An 18,006-nucleotide genomic window follows, 5' to 3' on the forward strand; every position below is an offset into this window, starting at 1 on the left:
CTTGACGCGAACCGGTCTCCACCCCGCTGGAAAACGCATTAGCCGACGCCGAGCGCTTTCAATTTGCGGTGCAGCGCCGAACGTTCCATGCCAACGAACTCAGCCGTACGAGAAATATTTCCTGAGAAACGGCTTATCTGCGCAATTAAATAGTCGCGCTCGAACACTTCGCGCGCCTCACGCAGCGGCAAGCCCATGATGTGCTCGCCATTGTTGCTGGTCGGCATCGCCGGCACCATCGAGCCGACGTCCTGCGGCAACATGTCGGCCGTGATGATGACCTCCGGCCCCCCTGCCGCGAGAATCATGACCCTCTCGACGTTGTTGCGGAGCTGACGCACATTGCCGGGCCAAACATGGGATTGCAGCACCGCCATCGCGTCCTGCCCGATCTGGCGCTTGGGCAGGCCGCTGCCGGCGGAAATCTGCTCCATGAAATAGTCGATCAATTCCGGAATGTCCTCACGCCGCTCCGACAGCGCGGGCACGCGGATCGGCACCACCGAGAGCCGGTGGTAGAGGTCCTCGCGGAAACGGCCGGCCGCGATCTCCTCCTCCAGGTTGCGCGCGGTCGAGGAGATGATGCGCACGTCGACCTGCACCCTGGCGGTGCCGCCGACGCGCTGGAACGACTGCTCCACCAGCACGCGCAAGATCTTGTTCTGGGTCTCGCGCGGCATGTCGGCGATCTCGTCAATGAACAGCGTGCCGCCATGGGCTTCCTCGAGCGCACCGGGCTTGCGCGGCTGCTCGCCATTGGACTGCTCGATGCCGAACAGCTCGTGCTCCATGCGCTCGGGCGTGATCGCTGCCGCGTTGATCACCACGAAGGGACCGTCGGCACGGCCCGAGGCCGTATGCAGCGTGCGAGCGGTCAATTCCTTGCCGGCGCCGGCGGGGCCGACGATCAGGATGCGGCTGTTGGCCTTCGCAGCACGCTCGATGGTCTGGCGCAGCTGGTTCATGCTCGGCGAGCGGCCGACGAGCTGGCTCGCGCTCGGCGCGAGCTGCTTCAGCTCCTTGACCTCGCGCTTGAGTCGCGAGTTCTCCAGCGCTCTGGTCGCGACCAGGATCAGCCGGTCAGCCTTGAACGGCTTCTCGATGAAGTCGTAGGCGCCGCGCTTGATCGCGGCGACCGCGGTCTCGATGTTGCCGTGGCCGGAGATCATCACGACGGGCAGATCGGCATTGTCCTTCTTGACCTGCTCCAGCAGCTGCAAGCCGTCGAGCTTGGAGCCTTGCAGCCAGATGTCGAGAAACACCAGATGCGGCCGCCGATTGGCAATCTCGGCGAGCGCCGTATCGCTGTCGCGCGCGGTCCGGGTCACGAACCCCTCGTCTTCGAGAATGCCCGCAACGAGATCCCGAATATCGGCCTCATCATCGACAATCAGAATTTCACTTGCCATGGATCGCGCCTGTGTTGTCAGCTGCCTGTTGAGGCTTCGATTTTCGTTGAATCATTGGTCTTTTCAGCCGGCTCTTTGGTTCCGGCGGCCGGCTCTTTTGTTTCCAGGTCGTTGCTGGATTTCTTGACGGATTCCGTGACCGCTGCCTTGTTTTCCGGCTTGGTTGCTTGGTTGGCCGCGGGCGCTGGCTCGGCGCCCCCGGATTTCGCGGGTTGCCCCGAGATCGCAAAGCGCATCCGCATCCAGGCGCCGCGCTGGCCTTCGCGGAAGTCGGAGGCGTCCTTCAGCTCGATCCGCCCGCCGTGGTCCTCCAGCACGCGGCCGACGATGGCCAGCCCCAGGCCCGTGCCCTTGGCACGCGTGGTGACGTACGGCTCGAGCAGGCGCGAGCGCGCGACCTTGGGCAGGCCGATACCGTTGTCGATGACGTCGATCAGCACGTCGTCGCCCTCGCGCGACACCACGACGTCGATTCGGCCTTTGCCGAGCTCCTCGGGGGGAACCTGCTCGATTGCCTCGGTGGCGTTCTTGACGATGTTGGTGACCGCCTGGGAGATCAGCCGACGGTCGAACTGGGCGCGGAGCGGATCGTCCTTGAACTCGGCCTCGATATCAATTTCGGGATGGGCCACCTTCATCAGGAACACCGCCTGCCGCACGGTGTCGGCGACGTCCTCGCCTTCCATCACCGGTTTGGGCATCCGCGCAAAGCGCGAGAACTCGTCGACCATGCGCCTGATGTCGTCGACCTGGCGCACGATGGTGTCGGTGCACTGGTCGAAGATCTGCTTGTCCTTGTCCTCGGTGATGGACTTGCCGAACTTGCGGCGGATGCGCTCGGCGGAGAGCTGGATCGGCGTCAGCGGATTCTTGATCTCGTGAGCGATGCGGCGCGCCACGTCGCCCCAGGCCGAGGTCCGCTGGGCCGAGACCAGCTCGGTGATGTCGTCCAGCGTGATGATGTAGCTGTCGTGCGGCTGGTTCTTCTCGGCGCTGACGCGGACCGACAGATTGCGCTCGGCACCGTCGCGGGTGATGGTGATCTGGCCCTGCACCAGGCGCTGGGTCCCTTCCCGCGCCGTCTTCATCATCTCGTCGAGCTCAGGCAGAACGTCCGAGAGCGGATGGCCCAGCGTCTCCGCTTCGGAGTGCCCGATCAGCTTCTCGGCGGAACGGTTGAGGATGCCGACGCTGCCGGAAGCATCGACGCCGATGATGCCGGCGCTCGCCGAGGACAGCACGGCCTCGATGAAGCGGCGGCGGCTGTCGATGAGGTCGCTGGCATTGACGAGCTCGTCACGCTGGCTGCGCAATTCCTGCGTCATCTTGTTGAAAGTCTCGCCGAGCTGGGCGAGATCGCCTTCCGACTGATGCACGGGCACCTGGACATGGAGGTCGCCGGTCGAGACCGTTTGCGCCGCGTTCATCAGCCGCCGGATCGGCGAGACCAGCGAGTTGGCGAAGTTGAGGCCGATCAGCACCGACGCCATCAGAATGGTCAGCGCGATCACCGCGAACATCAGCGCGAAGGCGACCTGGATGCCGAGGCGGCGCGACTCGATCTGGGCATATTCGGCGACACTGACTTCGGTCTGCTTGAGCTGATTGACGACGTTCGGATCGAGCGGACGGGCGACATAGAGGAAGGTGTCGTTGAAGGCGCGCAGACGGATCACCGCGGCGACGAAGCTCGCGTCCGGGAGGATCGCGATCTCGGGCTCGTTCTCGCTGACGTTGCTGAGGAAGTCCGGCGCGGGCGGCGAATAAGCCAGCCGCATGCCGGTGTCGGCGGATTCCAGGATATTGGTGTTCTTGTCGATGATCATCGCGCCCGGCAAATTGCGCGAGGCGGCGCTCGCCGTCAGCATCTCCCGGAACGAGCGGCGATCCTGGTCGTAGAGCGGCCTTGCGTGCGCGATATCGTTGGCCATGCCGAGAATGTCGCCGCGGATCAGCTGCGCATGGTCCTGCATATAGGCCCGCGCGATCGTGAGCGAGTTCTGGATGACCTCCCTGGTCGGACCGGAGAACAACCGGTCGAGGCCGCGCTCGATGGTGACGTTGGCAACGACGGAGACCAGCACCGCCGGCAGCACCGCCACGATCGAGAACAGGCTGACGATCTGGACATGGAGGCGCGCCGCCGCCCTGCCCCGCCGCCGCGCCAGAATCAGCTGCCAGAGTTCCCGGACGATGATCCCGACCAGGAGCAGGACCGTCGCAGCGTTGATCAGGTAGAACGAGCGGACGACCTCGGGCGTCGGATCGATCCTGGCAAGGCCGGTCAGGACCAGGAAGGTCAGGAGGGCCGACAGCAGCGCCAGCGCCACGGCAAAGGGTGCCAGCCAGCGCCGCACCGACCAACGCCGGGGCTCTTCCGCTGGGGCCGTGTCAAAGTGTGCGGCCGAGGTGTCTGCGCTGGTCATTCCGGCAATGGTGATGATGAAAACGCGTCCGCGATGGGCGGATACTGATGTATTCGTACCACATTGTTGCCGAATTGCGACAATTCCGCGGCGCGACGCCCGGGGCGGAGCGGTGAAATCCACAGATGGTCTTGGCAGACTAACCTGCGGGAACGGATTCCCGCGGCTGCGGCTTGTCCGAGATGGATAGGTTCTTTCTCGCGATAATGGTTTCTGCCGTTCTGCTGCTGATCGTCGCCGCCGATCTGCTGGTCAACGGCCCCGGCCTGCAGGAGCCGACGGCGGACGTCGCGCGCATCCTGCCGCCCACAATCATCAGGTGAATGTGTTCGCCGCCGCCGGTGGCGGAAGGTCCCATTCTTGTGTGACCGCGGAACATTTCTGCCCCGCTCCGACTTCTGCTCACCGCGTCAGCCATTACGGCCAGCGCGATCCGGACAGGCTCAGCTCCACCTTGGTAGGGGGGAGCTGAGCCACCGCCCGCTTCGAGAGGTTAGCCGCCGCTCCGATAGACTTGGATATCCAGGTCCCGGATCTTCTTCCGCAGCGTGTTGCGGTTGAGGCCGAGCAGGTCGGCGGCACGGATCTGGTTGCCCCGGGTGGCGGCCAGCGCGGCCGTGAGCAGCGGCACCTCGATCTCCTTGAGGATACGGTGATAGAGGCCGGGCGGCGGCACGCCGTTCGGAAAGCCCTGGAAGTGCGAGGACAGATACGCCTCAACCGCGCCGCCGAGATTGTCGACGCCCTGCTGGACCGCGGCGCCCGGACTGACCGAGGGCGGCGCAAGCTCGCCGTCAATGACGGAGGCCGTGATCACGTCCTGCGGATAGAGGGCGGCAAGGCGCCGGGCGAGATTTTCCAACTCGCGCACGTTGCCGGGCCAGCGGTGCTGCTTCAGCCGCTCCAGCGCCAGCGAGTCGAGCTTCTTCGGCGGCAGCCCGTCCTTCTCGGCCAGCGTGAAGAAGTGCCGCACCAGATCCGGCAGATCCTCGATGCGTTCGCGCAAGGGCGGCAGCCGCAACGGCACGACATTGAGGCGGAAGAACAGATCTTCGCGGAACAGGCCCTGCTGGATCAGGACACGCAGATCCTTGTTGGAGGCCGCGACGATGCGCACGTCGGTCTTGATCGGCGTGCGGCCGCCGACCGTCGTATATTCGCCCTGCTGCAACACGCGCAGCAGGCGGGTCTGCGCCTCCATCGGCATGTCGCCGATCTCATCCAGGAACAGCGTGCCGCCCTCGGCCTGCTCGAACCGGCCGGAGGCGCGGGTGTTCGCGCCGGTGAAGGCACCGCGCTCGTGCCCGAACAATTCGGACTCGATGAGATCGCGCGGAATCGCAGCCATGTTGACCGCGACGAACGGGCCGTTGCGGCGCTTGCCGTAATCGTGCAGCGCCCGCGCCACCAATTCCTTGCCGGTGCCGGACTCGCCCGTGATCATCACGGTGAGGTCGGTCTGCATCAGGCGCGCCAGCACGCGGTAGATTTCCTGCATCGCCGGCGAGCGGCCGACCAGCGGGATCGCCTCCATCTCGGCATCTTCGTCCGGCGTCGAGGTTCGCTCCTTCGGCTCGGCGAGCGCGCGGCCGACGATGGCGATCAGCTCCTTGAGGTCGAAGGGCTTGGGCAGATATTCGTAGGCCCCGCGCTCGGAAGCGCGAATCGCCGTCATGAACGTGTTCTGCGCGCTCATGACGATGACGGGCAGATTCGGCCGCATCTTCTTGATCCGCGGCAGCAGGTCGAAGGCGTTTTCGTCCGGCATCACCACGTCGGTGATGACGAGGTCGCCCTCGCCCTGGCTGACCCAGCGCCAGAGCGTTGCGGCATTGCCGGTCAGCCGCACCTCGTAACCGGCGCGGGACAGAGCCTGATTGAGTACGGTGCGGATGGCGGTATCGTCATCGGCTACGAGAATGCTACCTGCGGGCATCGTTGATCCTCATTTTGCCCCCTGTGACGCAGGCGACGACTTACCGGCAGAGTCGGCGCGACTGCTTTGATCGGCATGTTTCACCGATGTGGAATACATCGGCATCAGCACGCGGAAGGTGGTCTTGCGCGGCTGAGATTCGCATTCGATGATGCCCCCGTGATCGCCGACGATCTTGGCGACCAGCGCCAGGCCGAGACCCGAGCCGGTCTGCTTGGTGGTCACGAACGGGTCGAACAGGTTGGGCAGGAGATCGTCCGGCACGCCTGGTCCGTTGTCCTTCACGCAGAATTCCAGCGGCAGGGATACCCTGGATTTTTGACCGGGGACTGACAGGCGCACGCCGGGACGGAAGGCGGTGGTGAGCTGGATCTCGGCGTCGGGAACGTCGATCAAGGCTTCTGCAGCGTTCTTCACGAGGTTGAGGAACACCTGAATCAGCTGATCCTGGTTGGCCAGCACCGGCGGCAGCGAGGGATCGTAGTCCTCGATGAAGCGGATGTTGCGGGCGAAGCCCGACTGCGCCAGCCGTTTCACATGGTCGAGCACCGAATGGATGTTGACGGGGCCGCGCACCACGGGGCGCTCGTCGCCGAACACCTCCATGCGATCGACCAGCGTCACGATGCGGTCGGCCTCGTCGCAGATCAGCCGCGTCAGCATGCGGTCCTCGGACGAGGCCTGCTGCTCCAGAAGCTGCGCCGCGCCGCGGATGCCGGACAGCGGATTCTTGATCTCGTGCGCCAGCATCGCGGCGAGCGCGATCACCGAGCGCGCGGCGCTGCGATGGGTGAGCTGGCGGTCCATCTTGTCGGCGATGGTGCGCTCCTGGAGCATCACCACGATGTGGCCGGGCCGCTCGGTGAGCGGGGCCACGTGCAGATCGACCTGGCGGTCGCCGCCCATGCGCGGCGTGCCGAGATCGACCTTGTATTCGTTGACCGGCGAATTCGACGAGCGCACCTGGTCGATCAGCGCCAGCAACGGGCTGCCGAACGGCACCAGTTCCTTCAACGACTGCCGCTTCAGGAACTGCGTCGAGATCTCGAAGAAGGCCTCGGTCGCGATATTGGCGGCGACGATCTTGCCGTCCGGCCCGATCATGAGCACGGGGTTAGGCAAGGCGTCCAGGATTGCGTCGCTGTCGGACTGAAGCGGCCGACGATGTTCAGCGGCTGAGCTCATGCAGCAGCGCTCCATGCGAAGTCGTCGAAGGCATCTTGCAGTGACTTGTGAACGAGGCGCGGATCCTCCGAGACCAGGATCTTCTGGCGCCAGGATTTCAGCTTCTCCGCCGGGGCACGGCTCGCCTGCGCTGCGACGTCGAGTGCCCAGCTCAGATGCTTGCGGGCATGCCTCAGTCCGATGCGCAGACCATAGAGCGCGCAGACGCCATCATAGAGCGTGCGGACATATTGCAGCTGCGTTTCGAGCGAAGGCGTCGCTTCCTCAGCCCCACCCCGCAGGCGGCGGCCGATCTGACCGGGCAGCCAGGGCTGGCCCTGCGCGCCACGGCCGATCATCACGGCATCGGCGCCCGAGGCGTCCAACGCTGCGAGCGCCCTCTCGTAGGACGTGATATCGCCATTGACGACGAGCGGGATCGAGATGGCCTCGCGCACGGCGCGGATCGCATCCCAATCGGCCTCGCCCTTGTAGAACTGGCAGCGGGTGCGGCCATGGACGGTGACGAGCCTGATGCCTGCGGCCTCCGCGCGCCGCGCCAGTTCCGGCGCGTTGCGCGTGCGGTCGTCCCAGCCGAGCCGCATCTTCAGCGTCACCGGCACCTTCACCGCCGCGATCGTCGCATCGATCAGGCTCAGGGCATGGTCGAGGTCACGCATCAAGGCCGAGCCGGACTGGGCGCCGGTGACGTGGCGGGCCGGACAGCCCATGTTGATGTCGATGATATCGGCGCCTTCGGCTTCGGCGATCCGGGCGCCTTCCGCCATCCAGTGCGTCTCGCAGCCGGCGAGCTGGACCACATGCGGGCCGATGCCGGTGGCTTCGCAGCGCAACCGGGACATCCGGTGGCCATTGGCGAGCTCATCGCTCGCGGTCATTTCGGACACGACGAGACCGGCCCCAAGCTCGGCGGCCAGCCGGCGGACGGGCGAGTCAGTCACACCCGACATCGGCGCCAGGAGGACCGGGGCGGCGATGTCAATATCGCCTATTTTCAACGGCTTAGAGCCTGATACTGCCGAGCCGGTCACAGGGGTCTCGTTGACTGTGCAGGGCCTCATCGCGCCTGCCATGATCTATCTTGCGCACAATTCTTGTGCAGTCAAGCGTCATGCCTACAGTTTAGACAAGTCTGCAAATCTTGCAAGTGCAGTGCAGCAAAATGCTGTTTCCCACAATCCGGGGAAACCCCCTTTTTTTGCGGGCCTGCCGTGCTAGAGGCATGCCGGCAATTACCACTCCCCGACTCCTTGACGAGCAACTGAGTATTTGAGTCCTATGGCGAAATCACAGCGCACCGCAGTCGTTCTCGTCGCAGCCGGGCGTGGACTGCGTGCAGGCGCCGGCGGGCCCAAGCAATATCGCGAGATCGGCGGTGTGCCGGTGATCTATCGCGCCATGGAGGCGTTCAGCCGCCACGCGGAGGTCTCGGCGGTGCAGCCGGTGGTGAACCCCGACGACAGCGCCATGTTCACCGCGGCGGTCGCAGGGCTCAGGCACGAGCCGCCGACCAATGGCGGCGCCACCCGGCAGGCTTCGGTGCTCGCCGGTCTCGAAGCGCTGGCGAAGCACAAGCCGGACATCGTGCTGATCCACGACGCCGCCCGCCCCTTCGTCTCGGCAGGCGTGATCTCGCGTGCGATCGAAGCTGCGGGCCGCACTGGCGCCGCGATCCCCGTCGTGCCCGTCACCGACACCATCAAGGTCACCGGTGACGGCGGCAATGTCGAGGACACGCCGGACCGGGCGCGCCTCAGAATCGCGCAGACGCCGCAATCCTTTCGTTTCGACGTCATCCTCGAGGCGCATCGTCGCGCGGCGAAGGACGGGCGCTCTGATTTCACCGACGATGCCGCGATTGCCGAATGGGCGGGATTGACGGTCGCAACCTTTGAGGGCGATGTTGCCAATATGAAGCTCACCACTCCCGAGGATTTCGTGCGCGAGGAAGCGCGCCTGGCTGCCCTGCTCGGCGACATCAGGACCGGCACCGGCTACGACGTCCACGCCTTCGGCGAAGGCGACCATGTCATGATCTGCGGCGTGCGCGTGCCGCACACCAAGGGGTTCCTCGCCCATTCCGACGGCGATGTCGGCCTGCATGCCCTGGTGGATGCCATCCTCGGGGCACTGGCCGACGGCGACATCGGCTCGCACTTCCCGCCGAGCGATGCGAAATGGAAGGGTGCCTCCTCCGACCAGTTCCTGAAATACGCCATCGAGCGCGTCGCCCAGCGCGGCGGCCGCGTCGCCAATCTCGAGGTGACGCTGATCTGCGAGCGGCCGAAGATCGGCCCCTTGCGCGACAGCATGCGCGCGCGCATCGCCGAGATCTCCGGCGTCGACATCTCCCGCGTCGCGGTGAAGGCGACGACCAGCGAGCGACTCGGCTTCACCGGCCGTGAGGAAGGCATCGCCGCCACCGCGAGCGCCACCATCCGCCTGCCGTTTAGCGAAAAGACTTGGAGCATCTAAGCCATGGGCGGCAGCGACGCACGCGCCCTCTCCCGCTCGCTGCTCGATCTGTGCCGGATGCGCAAGCTGACGATCGCGACCGCGGAATCCTGCACCGGCGGCCTCGTCGCCGGCGCGCTGACCGACATCCCCGGTTCCTCCGACGTGATCGACCGCGGCTTCGTCACCTATTCCAATGACGCCAAGCGCGCGATGTTGGGGGTCGAAGCGAGCACGCTGACGAATTTCGGCGCGGTCAGCAAGGAGACCGCAACCGCAATGGCGATCGGCGCGCTGGAGCGTGCCGATGTCGATCTCGCCGTCGCCATCACCGGCATTGCCGGCCCCGGCGGCGCCACGCCTGGCAAGCCGGTCGGTCTCGTGCACTTCGCCGCCGCCGCGCGCGACGGCCGCATCATCCATCGTGAGCAGCGTTTTGGCGCGATCGGCCGCAGCGCCGTGCGCGCCCGCTCCGTGGTCGAGGCGCTGCGCATGCTGATGGAGCTCGCCCGCGGTCCGCAAGTCGCGGCCAAGCCGCAACGTGCCGCCGCAAGCCGCCTGCGCCCGCGGGTGACCCGCTCGCCACGCCGGCATGCGGTGAAGCGCAGGCCTCCGCGTTCGCCGCGAGGCTGAAAGACCTGCGCCGCCGAAACGCCTACGCCGCCGCGAGCAGCGCGCTGGCGTGATCGAGCACGCACTGCCTGACCGCGTCCGCCTGTGATGGCTTGGCCTTCGCGCTGACCGTCAACTCCACGATCGGCGACGCCGGATTGGCGACATCGACCACCTTGGAGATGTTGACGGCAGGCGCTGCCTGATCGTCCATGCGGGAGTCATTGCGCAGCTCTGTCAGGATCCGATCGGCCAGCGCCGAAGCGGCGCCGGCCGGAACCGGAAACGCCACCTTGACCTCGCCCGTGCCGGGATAGGCGCTGTGGTTGACGATCGCTGCACCCCACACCTGTCCGTTCGGCAGCAGGATCTGCGTGTTGTCGGCCGCGACGAGTTCGGTCATGAACAGCGACAGCGACCTCACCTTCCCCGCCTTGCCGGCGACCTCGACGTCGTCGCCGATGCGAAAGGGCCGGAACAACAGCAGCATCACGCCGGCAGCGAGATTGGAGAGCGTACCCTGCAACGCCAGACCAATGGCGAGAGATGTGGCGCCCAGCACGGCGACGAGGCTCGCGGTCTGGATACCGAAGAGCTGCAGCACGGCGATGCCGACCACCGCGAGCACGCCATAGCGCGCAAGGCTACCCACGAACAACGTCACCAGCGGATCGACGCGATGCGTGACGCTCAGGACGCGCGTGACGAAACGCTGCATCGTGCCGGACAGGTACCAGCCGATGGCGAGCAGCAGGATCGCGTAGATCGCGTTCAGCCCATAGAGAACGAGCGAGGCTTTCAGCGTGTCGAAATTGACGGTCATGGCGGCTCCAACCAAGGCAATCGGTTGAGAACTCGCTGTCGCGGAAAATGATCCCCTTCGGGGCTAGCCAATCGTCAAGCACCTGCCGCGGCATCGCATGGGTGCGAGCGACGTGAAAACGGGGTACTGACCGGCTGGAATTCCAGGTTCATCGCGAATCCCGTTATTGCGCCGCTCGCTCGACACGACACATGACGGGGAGCTTTTGCTCGATCGCCTTCGCGAGCACCGTCCCCGTGGTCCGTCCGAGCTCTCTCGCGATGGTCGTAATCGGCTTGGTGCCTGCGAGCTCCCTGAGTCGGTTGAGGTCTTCCTCGCTCCACGATTGCTTCCAGCGCGCCATCTGTCCCGTCCAGCTCCGCAAGCCCCGCGCCCGACTCATATTCTAGTTGAATACCTTAGTAAATACATCCCTTACAGGTGTACCGCTCGCGGGCAAGGGGTGTTCCGCCGCTGCTCTGCGTTTTGGCACGGACCCCACGGGTCACCTTGGCCCGCACGAAGTCTGGCTGCTTGATCGTGCCCCCAAGGCTTGCGCGTGACAGCCCGTCCCTACCAGCCCTTGTGCTGCCTGTCGGGCAAGACACCCAGCCGGCAGGTCAATCCGCGCCCGCGAAAATATTCCGCTTTACCGAAATTCGGCTTTGGCGTATCCGTCCGTCACCTCATCCCGGTCAGAGGGGCGTATCGCGATCGTCACGACACGCGGGGTGAGATGCGGTGGACGCTAGTCACATCGGCGCGAGAGGCCTTCGCAGGGCGGGCGACCGTGAGCGACAGGTCTTCGCGCACACGACCGGTGCGATCTGCGTACGGCAGAACCGTGTCGTCCTGGCGCCCGGGGTCTGTGCGCCAAGTCTTTGCGGTCAAGTCTTTCGGTGATGTGGCGGCCCAACCGGGCGCGCGCATCAGTCATCCGCAAGGCGACGGGGGCAATAGTGCATCGCTCCCCGGGGAGAACTCGGCATAAGCCGTCAAACCACTGCGCAGGGAAGGCCGGATGTTTGGCTTCACCTGTATGCCACTGTGCAGCTTCTCGTAGCGCAACCTTCGCACAGTGGACCGTGGGTGCCCGGCCGGCACCTGGTCTTCCCTGCACCCTCTGACTGACGAGGGTGTCAAGATGCAGCAAAGCTCGGGCAGGAACTGCCGCGAGAGCGCAGGGTTGTGTCAGATTTTCAAAAAGCACGTAAGTTTTGTCGAATTCGATCGGGATCGCACATGCGAAGGCCGCGACCAAACGTCATCACGCGTGCCCGACCTTGCGCGGGAGCATATTGGCGCAATAATGCTCCGCTACTCTGTGATCCGGAATCAACCGGTCCTGTTCTTTGGAGGGTGACGAGAGTGTTCGCTCGCACCATTGCTCTGGCCATCGCCATTGCCAACTTGGCCGCTTTTGATGGTGCGGCCGCACAAACGGTCAACCAGCCGCCGGACACGATGGCGGCGCGGGTCGAAGCCTGCACGCCCTGTCATGGCAATCAAGGCGAAGGCACCAGCGACGTCTATTTCCCGCGGCTTGCCGGCAAGCCGGCCGGCTATCTCTACAACCAGCTTCTTGCCTTCAAGAATGGCCGGCGAAAATATCCGCCGATGAACTATTTGCTGGAATTCCTCCCCGATCCATACCTGCAGCAGATGGCGGACTATTTTGCGGATCAACATCCGCCTCTGCCGCCCGTCACAGCAAGCGATGCAAGCAAGGAGGTGCTGCAGCACGGCCAGTCGCTGGTGTCGCGTGGCGATCCGCAGCGCCAGATTCCGGCGTGCGGAAGCTGCCATGGCCCGACCTTGACAGGAATGGAGCCGGGAATTCCGGGCCTGCTCGGACTGCGCCCGAACTACATCAGCGCGCAGTTGGGCGCGTGGCGTTATGGCACGCGCACCGCGAAAGCGCCCGACTGCATGCAGCAGGTTGCCGCCAGGCTCACCGAGGAAGACGTGACGGCGGTCGCGGCATGGCTCGCGAGCCGCCCAGCGCCGGTGAACATCGCGCCGGCACCGAAGGGCACGTACGTGCTGCCGTTCGCCTGCGGCAGTGAACCGGATTGAGGAGACGGAATTGCGATCGTGTTCACGAATCCTTGCCGTATGGCTGTTGCTCCTTGCTGGTCCGTCCGCCGAGGCGCAGCCGAAGTCCGGCCCTGATGGCGATAGCCTCGTCGCGCGCGGCGAATATCTGGCACGGGCCGGCGACTGCATTGCCTGCCACACGGCGCCCGAGGGGCACACCTTCGCCGGCGGACGCGCCATGCCGACGCCTTTCGGCACCCTGTATTCCTCCAACATCACGCCGGATCGTGACACCGGGATCGGCAAATGGACTGCCGATGACTTCTACAAGGCGATGCACTCTGGCCGCTTTCCGGACGGCGGATTGATGTATCCCGCAATGCCGTTCGCGTCCTACACCAAGGTCACCAGAGCCGATACTGACGCGATCTTCGCCTATCTGAGGTCGATCCCGCCCGTGAGCCAGCGGAATCGTGAGCACGACCTCCGCTTCCCCTATTCCAACCGCCAGCTGATTCTCGGCTGGCGCACACTGTACTTCTCAGAGGGCGAATTCAAACCTGACCCGACCAAATCCGCGGAATGGAATCGCGGCGCCTACCTTGTCGAGGGCCTCGGCCATTGCGGCATGTGCCATTCGCCCATCAACGCGCTCGGCGGCACCTCGCAATCGGAAGCCTTCAAGGGCGGCCTGATCCCGATGCAGAACTGGTACGCGCCATCGCTCACGTCAAATCGTGAGGCGGGGCTCGGTGACTGGAGCATCAAGGACATCACGGACCTGCTGCAGACCGGCGTTTCCATGCGCGGCGTCGTCTACGGCCCGATGGCCGAGGTCGTGCACAACAGCCTGCAATATCTGAACGACGAAGACACCAGGGCGATGGCGGTGTACCTCAAGAGCATTGCGGAGCCCTCGCGTCCACCGCCGGCGAGAACGACGCTGCCGACGACCGAGAGCAGCCTGCTGATCAGCCTCGGCAAGACCGTTTACGACAAGCACTGCGCGAGCTGTCACGGCACGCAGGGCGAAGGCAAGCCGCCGCACTGGCCGCCGCTCGCCAACAACCAGTCGATCGAGATGCAATCGGCAGTCAATCCGATCCGCATGGTGCTCAATGGCGGCTATCCGCCGGGCACCAAGGGCAATCCGATGCCCTACGGCATGCCGCCTTTCGCGGGGCTTCTGTCCGACAACGAGATCGCCGCCGTCGTTTCCTACATCCGCACCGCCTGGGGCAATCGCGGCACGCCGGTCTCGGCGCGCGAGGCCAACGAGCTGCGGTCCGCACCGCTGAACTGAGAGACGCCAGGTACCCGTCATGATCAATTCCGATCCGCCGACCAGCCCAGCCGCCGCCGACCAGGCGGTCGAAGAGGTCGTCGCGCAAGGCCCGTCCGGCGCAATCGTGCTCGCGGGCATCGCCACGGCCTGCGTGGTCGCGATGTGGCTCGCGTTCTATCTGTTCGTCTTCCTGCCACGTGGCTCGCTGCAATGAGCGCAGAGGAATCCCATCGCGGCAGCGCCGAGGTCGCGGCCCGCGTCGAGCGGCGCTGGGCGACCATTTCCGTGATCATCATCGTCGGCATGGCGCTGCTCGCCGCATTTGCCGGCATCCACCGCGCGACCATGCCGCAGCCGCGCGTCGAGACCACCGATCCATCGCGGCTGCATCTCTCCGGCGAATTCGTCGAAAGCAACCTCGGCAGCGTGCTGGAAACCAATGGCAGTGTGACCGTGCGTGCGATCGGCCAGCAATATTCCTTCACGCCAGCCTGCATCCTTGTGCCCGCGGACACGCCGATCACGCTCCGCGCCACCAGCGCCGATGTCGTGCACGGCATCCTGATCCAGGGCACCAACGTCAACACGATGCTCGTGCCGGGTTACATTTCCGAGCAGCCCATGCGCTTTGCGAGGACCGGCGACCATCTGATGCCCTGCCAGGAATTTTGCAGTTTCGGCCACGAGGGCATGTGGGGCAAGGTCAAGGTGATCGACAAGACCGAATTCGCCGATCGTGCGAAGGGTGGCGGGAGGCTGAGCTGTGTTGGTCAATAGGAAGCTCATCCTCGCCCATTTCTGGCTGGCCTTTGCCGTGTTCGGCATCGCGCTCGCGCTCGGCGCCTGGCAGATGTTCATCCGCAGCCCGATCGGCACCTGGCTCTCCAACCCCGAGCTCTATTACCGCTCGCTGACCGCGCACGGCACAGTGATGGGCTACGTCTTCCCGACCCTGGTCGCGATGGGTTTTGGCTACGCCATCAGCGAGTCCGCGCTGGAGCAGCGTCTTGTCGGCGTGCGCTGGGCCTGGGCCGGATTCTGGCTGATCGTTGCCGGCAGCATCATGGCGGTGATCCCGATCGCGCTGGGCCGCGCCTCGGTGCTCTACACCTTCTATCCGCCGCTGATCGGCAACGTCTTCTACTATCTCGGCGTCGTGCTGGTCGTGGTCGGCTCCTGGTTCTGGGTCGCGCTGATGTCGATCAACCTGCGCGTCTGGCGCAAGGCGAATCCCGGCGCGCCGGTGCCGCTGGCGATGTTCGCCAATGTCGCCGGCTCGTATTTGTGGGCCTGGACCGCGGTCGGTGCCGCGCTCGAGCTGTTGTTGCAGATCATTCCCGTCGCGGCGGGGCTGAAGAGCACGATCGATGCTGGCCTCGCCCGCGTGTTCTTCTCCTGGACGCTGCACGCCATCGTCTATTTCTGGCTGATGCCGACCTACATCGCTTATTACACCATCGTACCGCGCGCGATCGGCGGCCGCGTCTATTCCGACACCATGGCGCGGATCTCCTTCATCCTGTTCCTGGTGGTGGCGATGCCGATCGGCATGCACCACACCTTTGCCGACCCGCAAGTCGGCGCCGGCTTCAAGTTCATCCATTCGGCCTTCACGGCGCTGGTGACGTTGCCGACATTCCTGACGGTGTTCACCATCTGCGCATCCGTCGAGATCGCCGCGCGCCTGCGCGGCGGGCGCGGCCTGTTCGGCTGGATCAGGGCCCTGCCCTGGGACAATCCGATGATGCTCGCGCTCGCCTTCTCCTTCGTCATGCTCGGTTTTGGCGGCGCCGGGGGCCTCATCAACATGAGCTATCAGCTCGATGCGTCCATCCACAACACGCAGTGGATCACCGGCCATTTCCACCTGATCTTCGGCGGCGCCATCGTCATCATGTATTTCGCGATCGCCTATGATCTGTGGCCGCATCTGACCGGCCGCGAGCTGATCGATCTCCGGCTGATCCGCACCCAGCTCTGGTTATGGTTCGTCGGCATGATGGTCACCACGTTCCCGTGGCACTGGGTCGGCATTTTGGGCATGCCGCGCCGCATGGCCTATTTCGACTTCGGCGATCCCGGGATCGCGCCGCAGGCGCTCTCCGTCACCCTTTCGGCGATCGGCGGCTTCATCCTGCTGGCATCGGGCATCCTCTTCCTGGTCATCCTGGCGCGCGGCATGCGCGCACCGCAGGCTGACGCCGGCCCGTATCGGTTTGCGCTGGCCGTACACCAGCCGGCGACCGTGCCGGTCGCGCTCAACACGCACGCGCTGTGGGTGGGGCTGATGATCGCACTCACCCTCACCAATTACGGCTACCCGATCCTGACGCTGGCGCTGAACGAGGGCACCTCGGTGCCGGCCGTCTATGTGGGAGCGCAGTGATGATCGCGCGCGACCTCTTCACCTTTCGCAACAGGCATTTCACGGCAGCCGTCGGCATCACCGCCGCGATCCTGATCGTGACCGCGATCGGTGGCTTCATCGTGCTGCCTTTCGCCCAGCCCTGGGTCCAGTTCGCCAATGTCTGGGATGCGATCTGCAGCGCTGCCGGCCTGCCGCAGCGGGCGGCGACCGTGGCGGCGCCGGAGCAGACCAGGCCCCTGTCCGAGGTCGTGCTCACATCCTCCACGCTGGCGCGCCCGAACCAGGAGGCCATCGGCCGCGGCGCCACGCTGGCGCAACGTTGCGCCATCTGTCACGGCCCGACCGGCATCAGCCGCGCGGACTCGCCGAACCTCGCGGGTCAGTATGCGGCGGTGATCTACAAGGAGCTGCACGATTTCCGCTCCGGCGCACGCACCAATGCCGTGATGTCGCCATTTGCGGTCAACCTGACCGACCAGGAGATCGCCGATCTCTCGATGTACTACGCCTATCTGCCGCGGCTGCCGGCCTACCACCCGACGCCGCAGCTGCCGAAACCCAACATCGTCATCTATGGCGCGCCGATGCGCGGAATCGCGCCCTGCGGTTCCTGCCATGGCAGCCTCGACAACAAGATCGGCAGCCCGTGGCTGGAGGGGCAGTCCGAGGCCTACATCAAGGCGCAGCTCCAGGCCTTCGCCTCCGGTGAACGGCGCAACGACATCAGCCAGCAGATGCGCAACATCGCGCGCGCGATGACGCCGCAGGAGATCGATCAGGCTGCGGCATACTACGCCTCGCAGCCGCCGGATGTGGTGAAGGCGGTGGATTGAAGCGAGGATCTCGTGCCCCGGATGCAGCGCAGCGCTCCTTTAGCGGTGCGCTGCAGAGCCGGGGCCCATTTATCGAGTGAGGGGCCATGGGTCCCGGCTCTGCGGAGCAGCGCCGTAAGCGCGTTTACGCGCGTCTTCGACGCGCTATGGCGCTGCGCCGCGTCCGGGACACGAGAGTTACGATAACCTACGTCGACGCCAGCTTCGGCCGGCCGTAGATCGCGTCCGCGCGCTTTTCAAACGCGGTCGAGAAGCGCGCGAAGGCGGCGTCGAACATCGAGCCCATCAGCATCGCCAGCATGCGGCTCCTGAACTCGTAGGCGAGAAAGAACCCGACGTCGCAGACGCCCTCGCCCTTGGGCTCGAACGCCCAGCGGTTTTCGAGGTTGCTGAAAGGACCTTGCAGATATTCGACCAGGATCTTCAGATTGGCGCGGTCGAGCGTCACCCGGCTGGTGAAGGATTCCTTGATCAGCTTGAACGATACCGTCATGTCGGCAACCAGCACCTCGGTGCCGTCGGGCTTTGCCAAGCGCTGACGAACCTTCAGCGCGCTGCACAGCGGCACGAATTCCGGATAGCGCTCGACGTCGGCGACCAGATCGAACATCTCGGATGCGCTGTGATTGACACGGCGCTTGCTGGAAAAACGGGGCATA

The 18,006-nt window shown here is 65.1% G+C and carries 16 protein-coding genes; 8 read left to right on the forward strand and 8 right to left on the reverse strand.

Annotated elements, in window-relative coordinates; translation table 11 throughout:
• Window positions 1-38: 38 nt before the first annotated feature.
• The 5 genes from ntrX to dusB form a co-directional block, all read right to left on the reverse strand.
• The gene (gene ntrX / locus AC1RQP_RS02895; RefSeq protein WP_131868639.1) at window positions 39-1,409 is read right to left on the reverse strand and encodes a nitrogen assimilation response regulator NtrX; all 1,371 of its coding nucleotides are present in this window, start codon (window positions 1,407-1,409) and stop codon (window positions 39-41) included.
• Between the two features lie 17 nt (window positions 1,410-1,426).
• Window positions 1,427-3,835, reverse strand: a complete 2,409-nt coding sequence (locus tag AC1RQP_RS02900) for a sensor histidine kinase NtrY-like (protein ID WP_492935869.1) — start codon at window positions 3,833-3,835, stop codon at window positions 1,427-1,429.
• A gap of 493 nt (window positions 3,836-4,328) precedes the next feature.
• Window positions 4,329-5,771, reverse strand: coding sequence for a nitrogen regulation protein NR(I) (ntrC, locus tag AC1RQP_RS02905; protein WP_239623552.1), 1,443 nt, complete (start codon window positions 5,769-5,771; stop codon window positions 4,329-4,331).
• A 9-nt stretch (window positions 5,772-5,780) separates the two neighbouring features.
• Window positions 5,781-6,956, reverse strand: coding sequence for a two-component system sensor histidine kinase NtrB (locus tag AC1RQP_RS02910; RefSeq protein WP_035713228.1), 1,176 nt, complete (start codon window positions 6,954-6,956; stop codon window positions 5,781-5,783).
• A complete protein-coding gene (gene dusB / locus AC1RQP_RS02915) occupies window positions 6,953-7,954 on the reverse strand; it encodes a tRNA dihydrouridine synthase DusB (protein WP_492936370.1) in 1,002 nt (333 codons plus the stop codon). The genes AC1RQP_RS02910 and dusB overlap by 4 nt, the downstream gene beginning before the upstream one ends.
• Window positions 7,955-8,234: 280 nt before the next feature.
• On the opposite strand from dusB, the gene AC1RQP_RS02920 reads away from it, so the two are divergent.
• Window positions 8,235-9,431, forward strand: a complete 1,197-nt coding sequence (locus tag AC1RQP_RS02920) for a bifunctional 2-C-methyl-D-erythritol 4-phosphate cytidylyltransferase/2-C-methyl-D-erythritol 2,4-cyclodiphosphate synthase (RefSeq protein ID WP_492935870.1) — start codon at window positions 8,235-8,237, stop codon at window positions 9,429-9,431.
• A 3-nt stretch (window positions 9,432-9,434) separates the two neighbouring features.
• Window positions 9,435-10,043 (forward strand): CinA family protein, encoded by a 609-nt coding sequence (locus tag AC1RQP_RS02925; protein WP_194387418.1) that lies wholly within the window; start codon window positions 9,435-9,437, stop codon window positions 10,041-10,043.
• A 22-nt stretch (window positions 10,044-10,065) separates the two neighbouring features.
• On the opposite strand, the gene AC1RQP_RS02930 is transcribed toward AC1RQP_RS02925, so the two are convergent.
• Both AC1RQP_RS02930 and AC1RQP_RS02935 read right to left on the reverse strand, forming a co-directional pair.
• Window positions 10,066-10,845, reverse strand: coding sequence for a mechanosensitive ion channel family protein (locus tag AC1RQP_RS02930; RefSeq protein WP_492935871.1), 780 nt, complete (start codon window positions 10,843-10,845; stop codon window positions 10,066-10,068).
• Window positions 10,846-11,008: 163 nt separating this feature from the next.
• Window positions 11,009-11,188 carry a hypothetical protein gene (locus tag AC1RQP_RS02935; RefSeq protein ID WP_061881839.1) on the reverse strand — a complete coding sequence of 60 codons (180 nt, stop codon included), beginning with the start codon at window positions 11,186-11,188 and terminating at the stop codon, window positions 11,009-11,011.
• A gap of 1,004 nt (window positions 11,189-12,192) precedes the next feature.
• Here AC1RQP_RS02935 and AC1RQP_RS02940 point away from each other — a divergent pair.
• Genes AC1RQP_RS02940 through AC1RQP_RS02965 form a run of 6 tightly spaced genes read left to right on the forward strand, consistent with a single transcriptional unit; the run spans window position 12,193 to window position 17,347 of the window.
• Window positions 12,193-12,900, forward strand: coding sequence for a c-type cytochrome (locus tag AC1RQP_RS02940; protein WP_239623549.1), 708 nt, complete (start codon window positions 12,193-12,195; stop codon window positions 12,898-12,900).
• A gap of 10 nt (window positions 12,901-12,910) precedes the next feature.
• Window positions 12,911-14,164, forward strand: a complete 1,254-nt coding sequence (locus tag AC1RQP_RS02945; protein WP_492935872.1) for a cytochrome c — start codon at window positions 12,911-12,913, stop codon at window positions 14,162-14,164.
• A gap of 19 nt (window positions 14,165-14,183) precedes the next feature.
• Window positions 14,184-14,360 carry a hypothetical protein gene (locus AC1RQP_RS02950; protein ID WP_027542758.1) on the forward strand — a complete coding sequence of 59 codons (177 nt, stop codon included), beginning with the start codon at window positions 14,184-14,186 and terminating at the stop codon, window positions 14,358-14,360.
• Window positions 14,357-14,923: a cytochrome C oxidase subunit II gene (locus tag AC1RQP_RS02955; RefSeq protein WP_492935873.1), complete on the forward strand. Its 567-nt coding sequence runs from the start codon at window positions 14,357-14,359 to the stop codon at window positions 14,921-14,923. The genes AC1RQP_RS02950 and AC1RQP_RS02955 overlap by 4 nt, the downstream gene beginning before the upstream one ends.
• The gene (locus tag AC1RQP_RS02960) at window positions 14,910-16,532 is read left to right on the forward strand and encodes a b(o/a)3-type cytochrome-c oxidase subunit 1 (RefSeq protein ID WP_492935874.1); all 1,623 of its coding nucleotides are present in this window, start codon (window positions 14,910-14,912) and stop codon (window positions 16,530-16,532) included. Before AC1RQP_RS02955 ends, AC1RQP_RS02960 begins: the two co-directional genes overlap by 14 nt.
• The gene (locus AC1RQP_RS02965; RefSeq protein WP_492935875.1) at window positions 16,532-17,347 is read left to right on the forward strand and encodes a c-type cytochrome; all 816 of its coding nucleotides are present in this window, start codon (window positions 16,532-16,534) and stop codon (window positions 17,345-17,347) included. Before AC1RQP_RS02960 ends, AC1RQP_RS02965 begins: the two co-directional genes overlap by 1 nt.
• Before the next feature lie 187 nt (window positions 17,348-17,534).
• Here the strand turns inward: AC1RQP_RS02965 and AC1RQP_RS02970 are convergent, their stop codons facing one another.
• Window positions 17,535-18,005 (reverse strand): type II toxin-antitoxin system RatA family toxin, encoded by a 471-nt coding sequence (locus AC1RQP_RS02970; protein WP_239623545.1) that lies wholly within the window; start codon window positions 18,003-18,005, stop codon window positions 17,535-17,537.
• Window position 18,006 lies beyond the last annotated feature (1 nt).

The organism is Bradyrhizobium sp. GW821-FHT13H06 (assembly GCF_058803975.1).

Coding starts and splice junctions, on each gene's coding strand:
- ntrX (WP_131868639.1), bottom strand. CDS start 1,409: ATGGCAAGTGAAATTCTGATTGTCGATGATGAGGCCGATATTCGGGAT.
- AC1RQP_RS02965 (WP_492935875.1), top strand. CDS start 16,532: ATGATCGCGCGCGACCTCTTCACCTTTCGCAACAGGCATTTCACGGCA.
- AC1RQP_RS02970 (WP_239623545.1), bottom strand. CDS start 18,005: ATGCCCCGTTTTTCCAGCAAGCGCCGTGTCAATCACAGCGCATCCGAG.
- ntrC (WP_239623552.1), bottom strand. CDS start 5,771: ATGCCCGCAGGTAGCATTCTCGTAGCCGATGACGATACCGCCATCCGC.
- AC1RQP_RS02925 (WP_194387418.1), top strand. CDS start 9,435: ATGGGCGGCAGCGACGCACGCGCCCTCTCCCGCTCGCTGCTCGATCTG.
- AC1RQP_RS02955 (WP_492935873.1), top strand. CDS start 14,357: ATGAGCGCAGAGGAATCCCATCGCGGCAGCGCCGAGGTCGCGGCCCGC.
- AC1RQP_RS02910 (WP_035713228.1), bottom strand. CDS start 6,956: ATGAGCTCAGCCGCTGAACATCGTCGGCCGCTTCAGTCCGACAGCGAC.
- AC1RQP_RS02920 (WP_492935870.1), top strand. CDS start 8,235: ATGGCGAAATCACAGCGCACCGCAGTCGTTCTCGTCGCAGCCGGGCGT.
- AC1RQP_RS02900 (WP_492935869.1), bottom strand. CDS start 3,835: ATGACCAGCGCAGACACCTCGGCCGCACACTTTGACACGGCCCCAGCG.
- AC1RQP_RS02950 (WP_027542758.1), top strand. CDS start 14,184: ATGATCAATTCCGATCCGCCGACCAGCCCAGCCGCCGCCGACCAGGCG.
- AC1RQP_RS02930 (WP_492935871.1), bottom strand. CDS start 10,845: ATGACCGTCAATTTCGACACGCTGAAAGCCTCGCTCGTTCTCTATGGG.
- AC1RQP_RS02935 (WP_061881839.1), bottom strand. CDS start 11,188: ATGGCGCGCTGGAAGCAATCGTGGAGCGAGGAAGACCTCAACCGACTC.